General features: G+C 34.0%; 13 protein-coding genes and 1 pseudogene. 6 read left to right on the top strand and 8 right to left on the bottom strand.

The features are described from left to right. Positions 1 to 13: 13 nt before the first annotated feature. Together AC04NP_RS14845 and AC04NP_RS14850 are read left to right on the top strand one after the other, a co-directional pair. Positions 14 to 226, top strand: a pseudogene (locus tag AC04NP_RS14845) (transposase domain-containing protein); the annotation flags it as partial. Between the two features lie 24 nt (positions 227 to 250). Further along, positions 251 to 403: a transposase domain-containing protein gene (locus AC04NP_RS14850; RefSeq protein ID WP_482860580.1), complete on the top strand. Its 153-nt coding sequence runs from the start codon at positions 251 to 253 to the stop codon at positions 401 to 403. A 187-nt stretch (positions 404 to 590) separates the two neighbouring features. On the opposite strand, the gene AC04NP_RS14855 is transcribed toward AC04NP_RS14850, so the two are convergent. The 8 genes from AC04NP_RS14855 to AC04NP_RS14890 form a co-directional block, all read right to left on the bottom strand. Further along, entirely contained in the window at positions 591 to 1,688 is a 1,098-nt protein-coding gene (locus tag AC04NP_RS14855) for a DUF1972 domain-containing protein (protein ID WP_482860565.1), read from the bottom strand. 94 nt (positions 1,689 to 1,782) lie between these two features. Next, entirely contained in the window at positions 1,783 to 3,075 is a 1,293-nt protein-coding gene (locus AC04NP_RS14860; protein WP_482860567.1) for an O-antigen ligase family protein, read from the bottom strand. A 21-nt stretch (positions 3,076 to 3,096) separates the two neighbouring features. Beyond that, the gene (locus AC04NP_RS14865; RefSeq protein ID WP_482860568.1) at positions 3,097 to 4,278 is read right to left on the bottom strand and encodes a glycosyltransferase; all 1,182 of its coding nucleotides are present in this window, start codon (positions 4,276 to 4,278) and stop codon (positions 3,097 to 3,099) included. Then, the gene (locus AC04NP_RS14870; protein WP_482860569.1) at positions 4,275 to 5,447 is read right to left on the bottom strand and encodes a hypothetical protein; all 1,173 of its coding nucleotides are present in this window, start codon (positions 5,445 to 5,447) and stop codon (positions 4,275 to 4,277) included. Before AC04NP_RS14870 ends, AC04NP_RS14865 begins: the two co-directional genes overlap by 4 nt. Positions 5,448 to 5,485: 38 nt before the next feature. Further along, positions 5,486 to 6,532: a glycosyltransferase family 2 protein gene (locus AC04NP_RS14875; RefSeq protein ID WP_482860570.1), complete on the bottom strand. Its 1,047-nt coding sequence runs from the start codon at positions 6,530 to 6,532 to the stop codon at positions 5,486 to 5,488. Between the two features lie 11 nt (positions 6,533 to 6,543). Further along, positions 6,544 to 7,467 (bottom strand): class I SAM-dependent methyltransferase, encoded by a 924-nt coding sequence (locus tag AC04NP_RS14880; RefSeq protein WP_482860571.1) that lies wholly within the window; start codon positions 7,465 to 7,467, stop codon positions 6,544 to 6,546. A 45-nt stretch (positions 7,468 to 7,512) separates the two neighbouring features. Then, positions 7,513 to 8,787, bottom strand: coding sequence for an oligosaccharide flippase family protein (locus tag AC04NP_RS14885; protein ID WP_482860572.1), 1,275 nt, complete (start codon positions 8,785 to 8,787; stop codon positions 7,513 to 7,515). A gap of 393 nt (positions 8,788 to 9,180) precedes the next feature. Next, on the bottom strand, positions 9,181 to 10,038 hold the full coding sequence (locus AC04NP_RS14890) for a hypothetical protein (RefSeq protein WP_482860573.1): 858 nt from the start codon (positions 10,036 to 10,038) through the stop codon (positions 9,181 to 9,183). Between the two features lie 154 nt (positions 10,039 to 10,192). Between AC04NP_RS14890 and tnpA the strand changes: the two genes are divergently transcribed. From tnpA to AC04NP_RS14910, 4 genes are all read left to right on the top strand, one after another. Further along, positions 10,193 to 10,486, top strand: a complete 294-nt coding sequence (gene tnpA, locus AC04NP_RS14895) for an IS66 family insertion sequence element accessory protein TnpA (protein WP_482860574.1) — start codon at positions 10,193 to 10,195, stop codon at positions 10,484 to 10,486. A gap of 17 nt (positions 10,487 to 10,503) precedes the next feature. Beyond that, the gene (gene tnpB, locus AC04NP_RS14900; RefSeq protein WP_482860575.1) at positions 10,504 to 10,839 is read left to right on the top strand and encodes an IS66 family insertion sequence element accessory protein TnpB; all 336 of its coding nucleotides are present in this window, start codon (positions 10,504 to 10,506) and stop codon (positions 10,837 to 10,839) included. 64 nt (positions 10,840 to 10,903) lie between these two features. Beyond that, positions 10,904 to 11,731 (top strand): transposase, encoded by an 828-nt coding sequence (locus tag AC04NP_RS14905; RefSeq protein ID WP_482860576.1) that lies wholly within the window; start codon positions 10,904 to 10,906, stop codon positions 11,729 to 11,731. 511 nt (positions 11,732 to 12,242) lie between these two features. After that, positions 12,243 to 12,635, top strand: coding sequence for a reverse transcriptase domain-containing protein (locus AC04NP_RS14910; RefSeq protein WP_482860577.1), 393 nt, complete (start codon positions 12,243 to 12,245; stop codon positions 12,633 to 12,635). Positions 12,636 to 12,785 lie beyond the last annotated feature (150 nt).

A 12,785-nucleotide genomic window follows, 5' to 3' on the forward strand; every position in this document is an offset into this window, starting at 1 on the left:
AGCTTTACATAACATCGGTAGAAAAAACTATCTTTTCTGCGGATCTCATGATGCTGCTCAAATGACTGCTGCCATGTATTCGTTGATGGCTACCTGCAAGAAGAATGGCGTAGATGAGTTCGAGTGGTTAACCGATGTATTTGAAAGAATACAGGACCACAAGCAGAAAGACCTCTACCAACTACTACCTAACAACTGGAAAAAACACAAGCCACAGAATAGTTAACTGATTGATGGTTTCCTCGGACGCATACATTCTTTTTTCGGCACATGTACCAGGAACAAAGTAGAGCCATACACCTGGCTGAAAATAGTGCTTGCAACCATTAATGACTACCCAATCAATCGCATCGAAGCACTGCTCCCTACAAACAAGAAACTTTTTGGCCCAACGCAAAGCTAAGGGGAACATAAATACTAATCAACTGGGGGTTGGCAGTATGCTTCGAAGCTGATGTTGAAAATGAAAATGGCACGCCTAGAAAGTACTATCTTTAAGTTCTTTAAAAAACCAAACCTTTTTGGGGGGTCAGTATCGCCGGTAGAGGGGTCAGTATCAACGGAATATCCAACATTGTGTGCTTACCCACTTATTTTGGAAATCTGTTGTAGCTTGACTCAATAAGCATCATATATTGTTTGTTGATTTTATCCCATGGATAAATCTCAATTATTTTTTGAAAATTATTTGCTAGAAATTTATGACCTTGTTTATCTATTTTGCGGTTCAATAGACGAATTATGTCTCCAGTATTTTCAAAATAAAAGGCATCTTTGTTTAAAACAGTTTTATTAAACACGTTATAATGGGCACATATTAAGGCCTTGGAAGCCATGGCTTCCAATAGAGATGGATTTGTACCTCCTACTGAGTGCCCGTGAAAATAGATTTGTGAATAATATCTTAGGCTATTTAACACCTCAATATTGTATATTCCTCCTAAAAATACGATTTTTTCATTATTGTATTTATTTTTAAGGTAACGACCGTATTTTGTGTGATGATTACCAATTACTACGCACTTTCTTTTACTAGAAGTTACAAGGACTCCATCAAGTATTAATTCAATATTATTCTCTGGTTGTAAGCGTGCTACAACCAAATCGTAATTGTAAGGAAGTAAATCATATTGATCTAATAGTTTTTGATTGGGCCTTGTGACAGGAAATGCTCCATATGGGATAAATTGTGAATGTTTTCGATATTTTTTTTTTAAATAATTTTGAATTCCAATGGAATCGGCGATTAAATAGTCACTGGTTTTAATTGCTAGTCTTTCGGCGAACAAAAGAAATTTTTTGGCAAGGGCACTATATTTTGATCTCTTCCATTCTAGACCATCCATATTTGTTATTATGGCTGATTTTTTTGGTAATAACCATCCCCAAATCGAATTACTCGTATATCCTAGCTGAATAATTACGTCGAAATTTCTACTGCGAGAGTCCAAAATGCAATTAAGATCGTAAAAAAACTGTCCTGTCACCCCAACTAAATATTCAGGATCATATTTAAATATTATGTTCACCCCTTTCCATTTTTTCTTTTTATAAGGATGTGTATGAGAGTTATACACGTAAACAGTATGGCCATTGTCAACCAAATATTTTGATAAATATTGAGCAAATTGCTCAAAACCACCATAATTATTGGGTATTCCTCTAGTCCCTAAAATGCAAACTTTCATTAAATGATTTCAATATAATCTACTTTGTACAAATTGCAACCAACTAAAATTTTTATGACTGTATGAATATGGTTGCAAATTAATAAGAATAAAATTAATTTTTTCGTAATCGAGAGACAAACAAAGATGTAATGAAATTAAAGAACACAATACCCCAATATCTTTCCATTGTACTTTCCGATATAGAAAAAATACAGAAAAGTAACAAAAAATAAGTAAAAACTTTTTCTCCTGATTGGTGAGCAGATTTAAACAAGATGGCCAAAAGTAAAAGGAAATAGCCTAAACCAATTAAGCCCATGGAAAGCAAATATTGAATGTATTGATTGTGAGCATTATATCTGGTTAAATCCGGCCATCCATTTTGGTCATTCGGTTTCCCGGTAAATAAACTATATTCTGATGCTTTTAATCTTTGTAACTCTCTTGCATCACCAACATAATTACCGAATAACCAACTTTTTTCATCACTCATAATTTCCACCGCGAATCTCCAAAGAATCAACCTTATGGTTATACCACTATATCTTCTAACCCCTGAATAATTATCCTTTTTAACAAGTTCAAGATTGGAATTTATGGCTAATGAAAACCTTTCTCTTATAAATGGAATGTTCGAAACTAGTGAGGTTAACAGAATATTGCCTATAATTATTATTGCTAAACCCATTTTAATCTTTTGTTTCTTTAAGAAGAACCGAAATAGAAAGATATTTAAAAAAAAGAAAAGAGACACCAAAATGATTTTAGATGACAACAGAATAATAGCTAATAGGTAAACTACCAACAAAAAGATGGTAAAAAGCTTTATTTTCTTAGAATAGCAGTAGTGTTTTTTGAAATAAAAATTAGCAATAATAAACATTGCTACTAATATGTAGAATGAAAAATAAACTGCATGCATTCCTATATAGGAAGCAAATTGATGATAAAAAAAATGTTTTATCTCGCCAGAAATCCAATAATCATAAGAAGCGCAAATCAAACAAATAATGATCCCAATCGCGCAACCCATAGCAAATGAAACAAGTACGAATTTAAGTTGGTTTTTTGCTAGTATTGTACTAGAAAAAATAACAACAGGATAGATGACCCATGAAATATTCCTTTCTAGTACTTTTAACCCATAAGATATATTTGTAGAACACATGAAACTTAGAACAAGAAGAATATAAAATCCTAGAAAAAGTATAAGTATTTTGCTCGTTTTGAGCACGCTTAGTTTTTGTTTGAATTTTCCTTCAAGCAACCAATTTGTAACCAAGATAATGCTTGTTAAACCATTAATTTCCCTAGATAAGGGCAAAGTAAAAGCCACTACTGCAAGTGTGTAAAAGAAAACATAATTGTGTATTTTCTCTTTAATCAAATGTTCTGGATCTATCACTTTAATATTCGATCAAGTGTTTTAAGTTTCCATGTGAGACTGAAAACGCCTAATGAGTAAATCGGATTTAAACTTCCAAGTTAATTCTTCAGGAATCTTGAAATCCGTTGTTTTCATTTGTAAAGCTAATCTTAGTTTGTCAGAAAAATCTCCAGCATTTTTGGCTATCAAAACATTCTCATTTATTTTATAAACGCCGTTTCCATCGGTTGATACAATTGGTTTGTTTGCGGCTAGATATTCATAAAATTTTATGGAGTCCCCCCCATGAGCTTTTTCTTTGGTATGATATGGTATAATGCATATATCAAAACTTTTTATGTATGATGGGTAAATATTATAATGCTTATTACCTAAATAATATAAATTCGGAACTTTTTTTATCATTTTAAAAACCTTTTTATCTATTATAGACCCAATAATCACGAAGCTATACTCGGGATGATCACTTGTTATTCTGTTAAATAATTCATGATTAAAAAGATGGGTTATCGTGCCCCCAAAACCGATTACAGGTTTTTTTAAGTTTTCAATATCTTTTGGAACTTCATATGTTCTATTGAATAATTCAGCATTGACTCCATTTTTAATAACATGACACTCCTTCACTTTGAATATTTTTTGGAAAATAGTCTTGTTTTCCTCAGAATTTGTTATCCAAAAATTGCACAATTCAGAGTAGGTTTTATATCCTTTTGTTATTTTCTGTTCCATGTAATGGTAATGAGGCCATCTAAGCCAATTATCAAAAGCATCTAAAACAGCACATCTGGGTGTTAAATGAAACAATGAGTCTGATGAGAAGATGTTGTTGAATAAGCAATTGTATTCATCTACATTGAGTCTTCCAAGAGAATTGTTAATAAATTCAATAAATTTTGGATTAGAGTATGCTTCCCAAAACCATGACTTCTTTTTAATCATATTTCTAATTACCTGTAAAGACATATAATCTAGTACATACAATTGCTCATGAATTTTAACAACTCTAGATAATCCGCTTTGTTGTATCACTTCGCCTTTAGTTTTCCAATTTATTTTAGAGTAAACAATCTCTGCAGGAGTAATAGGGCGATTTACAACAACCACTTTGGAAACTTTAGGATGTTTGCTAAGTTGTCTAATAAAATGTCCGTCTCTGTTTCTAAATCCATATTTTAAACTTTTTCGAATATCATGAAAAGGAAAAAGCAATAAATTCATGAGTTGATTTGTTTAATTGCCAAAGGTCTTACTAAAGAAGAATTAATAAAGATATTGAAAGCTAGCATAATGCTTCCGTCAGTCAATATATTGACTGTGCTTGAAAAAATAAATAAAGTGGAAATACATCCTAAAAGGTATAAATTTACTTCTCTACCTTTTAATTTCGCAATCAACATACAATAACTGAGTACTAAGCCGATTATTCCAATATCCGCGTAAACATTTAATAAATGACTTGCATCACCACCAAACTTGTACTTTTTCGTGTTAGGATCAAAAGTTGAATACGGACCATTACCAAAATATCTTATTGGGCTATTGAGGTGATGTAAGACGGCTGCTGGTCGGTTTCCCATTGCTTTGTTGTAAAATAATCTGGAATGATAGGTATCTATATTGAACGAAATCCTTCTAGTTAAACCCTCAATGTTTCCACGAATCTGCTTTTCAAAACCAAGTAATAAACTAAAACTAATCACTATAGGAAATACAACAATAAATGAAAAAAGAACTTGAGGTTTTGCTTTGGTAAAAATATAGAAACCCCAAATTAGTGCTAATATTAGAATTGAAAGCTTTGAGTTTAAAGCTAAAATTGATAAGGTTAACCAGCCAGCTATAAACATCTTACGTTTAATGAAATAGTTGTTTTTAGTATCAAAAAGGAGAAAAAGAATATAGCATAACAAAAAAAAAGCTAAGCTGGGATCGTTTGAAGTATAAAAAGTTCCGAATCCAATGTCTATTTCCTGTACAGGTACAGCTCCAAATTTTGAAATGACATGAAAAAATGCTTTTTGAGCGATAACCACTGGAAGTTGAATTATCCCGATAAAAAGACATAGTTTTAATACAAGCTTTATATTTTTGGGATTTAAAAACTTGTCAGCCAAGAAGTAGAATACAAAAGGAGTGACAGCATGTTGAAGATAAAGAAATAACAATTTTAATTCCGTTTGATTGACAATGGCGGAAGTAAAAATTGAAATAAAAAAAATTATTGATGTGAGTAGAACATAGTTTATTTTTACTTTTAAAAAAAAAAATAATAGGAAGGGCAAAAATGAAATATAAGCCATTTTTATGGGCAATAAACCAAAGTAATTAATGAAGCCGCCAGCTAGGAAAAAAAAGACAAATGAAATGTAAAAAATTACTTTCTTCATTAGTGCAGAGTGTTGAGTTATTGTGAAACCATCAATATTTATAGATCTTTTGAGGGGTTAATTAGAATTTTTAATATCATCCCAACTCGGTTAATTTGTCCTCTCCTCAACCGATTTATAAGCATACCCAGTATACCTAAGTATACTGTTGGTAGACAGATTGGGAAAAACTTTCTGGTGAAAATTAATGTGCTTCGAATAACATAAAAATCCGTAAATTTGCTCTTTTTAATTTTTTTTGGTAATGCATGGTTGCCTGTACTTGCGCTAACTTTATGATAGACTTTTGCCCTCCATTCATACCCTAGCCCCCACCCTTTACTTCTTCCTCTCTCAGCCCAATCAATTTCTTCGGAAAAAAGAAAATAATCTTCACAAAGCAAACCAACCGAGTTAAGGAATTCTTTTCTTACGAACATCGATGCACCTGAAACCTGATCCATGGCAATCTCATTAACATCATATCTCCCATCATCTTTTTTGAAACCACCAATTGCAGAAGCGATTCCTATCCATTTATAATATTTTGCTCCTCCTGCATATTGAATTGTTTTTGGGAAGTAATAATGAAGAATTTTATTGCCTATTATTCCTACTTTTTTCCGAATGTTCTCATAGTATTGCGCTTTTTTCACTAGGTGTCCTAAGGATTCAGGCTCAAGTACTACATCATTGTTGATTATCCATAAGTATTTGAAATCATCTTTGTAGAGCGCATATTTTATCCCAATATTGTTCCCCCCAGCATAACCATTATTTCTGTAATTTCGAATTAACACGACTTTTTCCTCCCTATTTATAGTTTTTTGATTGAGATTATGTGAGTGATCAATTAGCAAATAATTAATTGGTTTTTTAACTAATGGATAAACAAATTCATTTAATGTATTTGAACGGTCTAATATTAAATTAAAATCTCCTGCAGCCCATTTTTGTATCATTTCCACAGAGTTGTTTGTAGAATTATTATCTACAATTAGAACTTGAAAATTTGAATATTTAAGCTTAAGAATGGTCTCAAGACACTCTATTGTATCTGCCCAGCCGTTATAGTTTAATATGATTATGTATACCTTAGGTTGCATTTTAATAGGCTTTACTCTAACTCTTTTGAAATATAAAATATAGCCTGATCTCCTTCTTTAATTCTATTCAAACGATTTGCCTTTTTCTTAAAGCTTATAATGTCATTTCTTTTAAAGATGGATTTTTTTGGGTTGACAGCATAGGAATTTTCAGAAAATGTTGCAATATTATTTTGGTGTTGTTCACTTCCCCAAAATTGAAAATCAGTTGAATCATAAACTACATCGGTAAGGCTCAGTTTGTGGAGTTTGCATAAATATTTTATACTTTTAGTAGTATGTAAAAAAAAATGCCTTGGCGCATCAAATGCCACCCAACTAGTTCCATAATGATTGAAGGCAAAAGTATCTGACACAGGTATCCTTATAATTATATATCCATTTTTATTTAATAGTTGTTTTGCTTTTTTAAAAATTTCTTTTGGATTTACCATATGTTCAAAAGAATGATGCATCATAATCACATCAAACTTCTCATCCAATTTTAGTAGCTCCTTTTTATATATTTTGACCCCGCAATCATAAAAAATATCATTTTCAATATATGGATCAATACCAGTTAGCTTTCTAAATCCAATTTTTTGAAGCCGTAGAAGCTCTTCACCATTTCCGCACCCTATGTCTAAAACAGACATGCTTTTATTAACATTAATTTTTGAAAGTGCTCTGAGTTTTTTTTCGTTATCGATATGAAATAAAACTTTGCCTATTAAACTGCTATTGAATACGGAATATTTTAACCTTTCCCTTTTTAAATATTTTATAATCCAATGATCTTTGTTAGAATTCTCTTTAGAGGAATAACTATAATAATCGTGAGGATAATATTGACTTATGTTGTCGGGAATATCTTTTATTTGTATACATCCACAATTTGAGCAACGAAAGTAATCGAATTGATGTCTTAATCCAAACATCATTTCTTTACCTGTCATAACTTCGTTTTTATTAGAATTTGAGCAAATTTCACATTTCATATCTTAGAAAAGAGCATGTGATGAATATTTATACTTTAGGATTAAATGCAAACTAATTGTGATATATAGTGTGGTTGCAAGTGTGGCATAAGCAATTCCAATAAAATCAAATAAATGAAATAAAATATAGCTTAAAATCAAACATATAAAAGCCGCCATTAACATTGTTATTGAATAACTTTTTTTGAAATTATATACCAAGAGAGTTTGATTGGCTGGAATATTTAAGGCTACAAGAAACGGAACGGCGCTAAGTATGCGCAATATTTTTGAAGCCTCTATTATATTCTCTCCTGAAATGAGTTCAACGATCCGGTTGGCGTTTAAATAGATTAATATGCAACCTATGAAAATGATAAATATAAATGGAGTAAACAGGTTTCTAAAAAAAAGCCTTAAATCTTGATGAGCTTTAATAGACAATTTGCATATGAAAGGATAAATAGCTTGTGAAAATACATTTAGAACTTGCCAAAAGGCCTGTATTACCTTATCAGCGATGCTGTAATATCCAATAATTTGATTTGTTGAAACAATTCCAAGAATGAAAATCCCAGAGCTTTTGAAGGTCATAATTGAAATATTGCTCAGAAAGATTGAAAACCCATCTAAGAGTTCAGACCAAACTTTTTCCCACTTGTATAATTTGAACTTTACATTGAAAATTACAATAACAAGGAATAGGCTTAAAGTCCCCGATACAATATTACCAAGTCCATGGTAAAATAATATGTATATATAGTCAGAAGGTTTTTTGATGAGTATAAAAATCAATGAAGTGAAAATAAACTTAGAAACTAAATTTAAATATGTTATGTATTTCATTTTTTCTATACCTTGGAAAAACCAAATAGGCATCAACATATGGCCTATTACTATGGTGAAACCAATTATGTAAACGAACTTCTCACTTTGAAATTTTGGAATTAATGATACTAGCAGAAGAAGGATTATAAAACAACAAAAGCCCAATGCAAGTTTCGTGATGAGGACTTTGGAAAACGTTATCGAAACCTTTCGAATATTTTTTCGGTTGATTGAAATTTCTCTAGTCGCGGTTACATGGAATCCATAATCAGTAAAGACTGTAAAAAATACCATAATAGTTTGTGCAAATGAGATTAAACCGAATTTTTCAGTTCCAATAACTCTGACTATATAAGGAATTGTAACAAGCGGCAATATATAGTTTGTCATTTGAAGTATGGATAAAGCAAAAAAACTTTTATAAACAGATTTGTAATTTTCAGGTAGAATTTTTTTGAAACTTATTTTCAACCGATTTTAAATTAAAAGATAAACCACTTTCGTTAGAATTTGATATCATAATAAGAGTTTCATTCCCTTTGTTTATTCAAATGACATATCAGGAATATAGATAGAATAAACTATTTTCAATGTTATAAAGGTAGTGTAAAAAATATTAAAGTAATAGATATGTCAAAGTAATCCGAATGCAACCCCTCATGTTTGGGTGTTTGTTGACCTTAGCTTTTGCTATGGGCTAAAAAGTTCCTATTTTTGGACAAAAATTTTTCAAATCTGTTTGTGAAGAGGTCATTAATCATTCCAGGCACTGTTTTCAGCCATGTGTAACGGTTTACTTTTTTGTTGGCTGTGCTAAAAAAGAATAGAACATAGCAAAACGATCGGTTCTTGATGATGGCCTTTTCATTTAACAAAGCTAGATTTTCCGGTTTTACTATTCTTTATTAATTTATTTATCTTATCAAAAACGATTATAGTAATACATATGGTTAATCCAATGGTAACCCCAAATAAAATGTTTGGTCCCAATTTAGGGCTTACTGGTTTTTGAAATGGTGTAAAGCCTTCAATTATCTGAAAGTTCTGCACCAATAATAAATCTCTTTCTGATTGCAGTTTTTGGTCAAATAAATCGACCAATTCTTTATAAATTGTAAATGGATTAAGTAGCATAACATTACCAAATTTTTCATCAAAAATTTGGCCTTTCACTATATCGTTTTTCAGTTTTTCTATTTGATCTAATTCATTTTGTAAAAAAAATATTTTAGCATTATAACTTTTTATCTTAATGTCAATTCGTTTTTTAACATACGGATTGTTTTCTAAATATTTCAAAATACCTTTCTGCAAGTTTGGAAGAATTTTTATATCCGTAACTTCAACAGAAATCTTCACGGTTTTTGTCTCGGTTTCATTATATACTTCAAAAATATTTTCTAGTTTTATTCTTTTGAGTTTCTTTACTGAAGACTCCTCCAGTGAAAGCTTCTTTGAAATCTCTGAAAAATTCTTTTCATCTATCAGGTTTTGTAGAGTTAAAATCAGATTTCTGCCACTTGGAAGGTCGATTATGCCGGTAGAAATAATCATGCTACTGAAATAAATTGGTTTTTTAATTAAAAAGAGAGTTAAACCCAGTGCAAAACCAAAAAAAAGACTAATGACAACTGTCTTTAAATAATTATTAATAAGTGTCACTAATTTTAAAAATTGTTCTTTAATACTTATATCTTCCTCCTGAAAGTTTTGTGTGGTCATCTTTGGCTGTTTTATTTAAATCTTTAATCTAGTCCAATGCAATTATATATAATTTTGTGATAATTACTGATGTTAAGTATTATTTTCAAATTATAAGTATGCGTCCGACAGACCCCATATTTGAATTTTCCTTTAGTGTAGCTAGTCTTGTTGTATGAAAAGATACAATATAACACAGATGCGCAAGCACTATGAGCATTGGCAATCCTCAGGATTGGGAAAGAAAGTCTATGCCACACAGGCAGGTATCCCCGTTTCCACATTTTATTATTGGGTGAGTAAGTTAGAGAAGCAATCCGCTGCCCCAGCGCCTGAAGGTTTTCAGGCCGTTCAATTAGATTTAGCCCCATCGGTAGAAGTAAGAGCGATTGTCCGTTACCCTGGTGGAGTGAGTATTGAATGGCAAGGGCCAGCGCAATCGCTCTACCTGCTCAAAACCTTGCCCTGATCAGCATGCTGAGTCTGATGCGCAGTTGCCGCTATTTTCTATATCGTTCGCCATGTGATATGCGCTTTGGTCTCTATTCACTGTCAGGTTTGGTACGCAATGAACTGGGGGCAGACCCGTTGAGTGGTGATGTGTTTGTGTTCATTGGCAAGCGGTCTAACCAGCTGTGGTTATTGCAGTGGGATGGGGATGGTTTTTCGCTTTACATCAAAAAGCTGGAGCGGGATACTTTTGAATGGCCTGCGGGTCAATCAAGTGCGATCAGTAGCCATCAACTGACCCTTCTTTTGGAGGGGGTAATCCTCAAAACGGTTCGGTTACGCAAGCGTTACAGGCCTGCTTTGAGGGGGTGAAAAAAGTGATGAAAAAACAGTCTTTAAATAGCTTCAAGCCCACTTTTTTACTTATCTTAGAGGTATGGGAAACACAGCGACAGACCAGAAAATTGACTATAAACTACGCTATGAACAGTCGCTGGCAACCCTTGAAGAAGAGCGGGAGAAATCTCAGGCCACCATTACCCAACAAGCCCATCAAATAGAAGAACTCACCTTCCAGTTAGACCGGTTTCGCAAGTACCTTTATGGTCAAAAGAATGAAAAGCTGAAGACTGTTGATGTGGATGTAGACCAGCTCAATCTTTTTGAGTTGGGTACTACCACCGCACAGCAGGAAACCCTTAGTGAGCAGGTAGCAGTAGCCCAGCCGAATAAAACGCCCAAGAAGCGGGCCAAAGGTACTGGGCGTATGCCATTGCCCGGGCACCTGCGCAGGGAAGAGATCATCATAGAACCCACCGAAGATATCAGCGGATGTGTAAAAATAGGAGAAGATATCACCGAAGTGTTGGACCTGGTTCCGGCCGAGTTCTATGTGAAGCGTTACATACGCCCTAAATATGCCAAAGCCCATGGCGGCGGTATTATTAGCGGTCAACTTCCTGAAAGAGTGATCAACAAAGGCATTCCTTCCGAAATGGGCATCGCTCAGATGAGCATTGATAAATATGTCTATGGATTGCCCCTGCATCGCCAGCTTGATAAGTACCGCCGCTTAGGGGTCAATATCTCTGCTTCCACAGCATCGGATTGGCTGATAAAAGGCTGGAAGCACCTGGCCCTTTATGGGAGCTGCTTAAACTGCTGGTGGTCAACCAAAAGTACTTACAGGCCGATGAGACAGTGTGCCTTGAAGCGGCTTAGCACACCGCATGCTGTTAAATTGATGGTGGTAGGCCCACCGTAGGAGGTGACAGTCACATCCTGCAAACCACCTTAAGGTGCTTCATATCGAAAGGTTGAGGTGCTGAGCGTTAAGGAAAAGGCGGGGGAATTACCCGTCAGGTATGTTTTAGTGAGCTGAATGAAAGTGAATCACCGTACTAAAGTATCGATATCGCCAGACCCTGTCGAAATTGGAAGATTAGTTTCTTTTCCAAGACTAAAGCTTAGTGGCAGTAAACTGGGGTTGACTAGGTGACAGGCGGTACAGAGGTGGCAGGACACTATTACAGGCGATTTAACGGAACAAGGGAATTTGTACAAGAATATTAAGGGAAATGCACAAGCGGAAACCCCTTAAGGCAGTAAACCAATGAATTGTACATAGGCGGACTAAGTCGTAGTACTGTTGAAGACGCTGTAATGGAGTTGGAGGGAAGGGCTTAGCCAGGTTAGTTTTGTGTAAACAACAACTTTGAAAGAAGGATGATTGATTATTATGAGACAAAACAGCATCCTATCACCAAGAAAATGTTTTGGATGCGTACAGGAAAGTAAAGTCTAATAGAGGCAGTGCCGGAATAGACGGACAGAGTTTGGAGGATTTTTCTGCGAACTTATCAGGAAATCTTTACAAGATCTGGAACCGGATGACGTCTGGCAGCTACTTTCCGCCCGTTGTGAAAGAGGTTCTGATACCAAAGAAATGCGGAGGTTCACGTGGCCTTGGCATACCTACGGTATCGGATCGCATCGCACAACAGGTTATCAAAAGTTATCTGGAACCCAAGGTAGAAAACAGCTTCCATAATGATAGCTATGGGTACCGCCCCCAAAGAAGTAGCCATCAGGCACTAGAAAAAGCTGTAGCCCGATGTGGTTACTACAGTTGGGTAGTAGACCTTGACATTTGTGGGTTCTTTGATTGATAACATAGACCATATCTTATTGATGAAGGCGTTGAGAAGGTACACCAAAGAGGGGTGGGTGTTGATGTATATTGAAAGATGGCTTAAAGCAGGTGTATCCAGAGTAGGCAAAATTGCGGAAAGAACAAAGGGTACACCACAAGGCGGAGT

The sequence above is a fragment of the Agaribacillus sp. DX54 genome (assembly GCF_056858335.1).

Excerpts from the sequence above, each read along its gene's own strand:
- AC04NP_RS14870 (WP_482860569.1), bottom strand. The coding sequence starts at position 5,447 with ATGAAGAAAGTAATTTTTTACATTTCATTTGTCTTTTTTTTCCTAGCT.
- tnpA (WP_482860574.1), top strand. The coding sequence starts at position 10,193 with ATGAAAAGATACAATATAACACAGATGCGCAAGCACTATGAGCATTGG.
- tnpB (WP_482860575.1), top strand. The coding sequence starts at position 10,504 with ATGCGCAGTTGCCGCTATTTTCTATATCGTTCGCCATGTGATATGCGC.
- AC04NP_RS14905 (WP_482860576.1), top strand. The coding sequence starts at position 10,904 with ATGGGAAACACAGCGACAGACCAGAAAATTGACTATAAACTACGCTAT.
- AC04NP_RS14890 (WP_482860573.1), bottom strand. The coding sequence starts at position 10,038 with ATGACCACACAAAACTTTCAGGAGGAAGATATAAGTATTAAAGAACAA.
- AC04NP_RS14855 (WP_482860565.1), bottom strand. The coding sequence starts at position 1,688 with ATGAAAGTTTGCATTTTAGGGACTAGAGGAATACCCAATAATTATGGT.
- AC04NP_RS14880 (WP_482860571.1), bottom strand. The coding sequence starts at position 7,467 with ATGACAGGTAAAGAAATGATGTTTGGATTAAGACATCAATTCGATTAC.
- AC04NP_RS14865 (WP_482860568.1), bottom strand. The coding sequence starts at position 4,278 with ATGAATTTATTGCTTTTTCCTTTTCATGATATTCGAAAAAGTTTAAAA.
- AC04NP_RS14875 (WP_482860570.1), bottom strand. The coding sequence starts at position 6,532 with ATGCAACCTAAGGTATACATAATCATATTAAACTATAACGGCTGGGCA.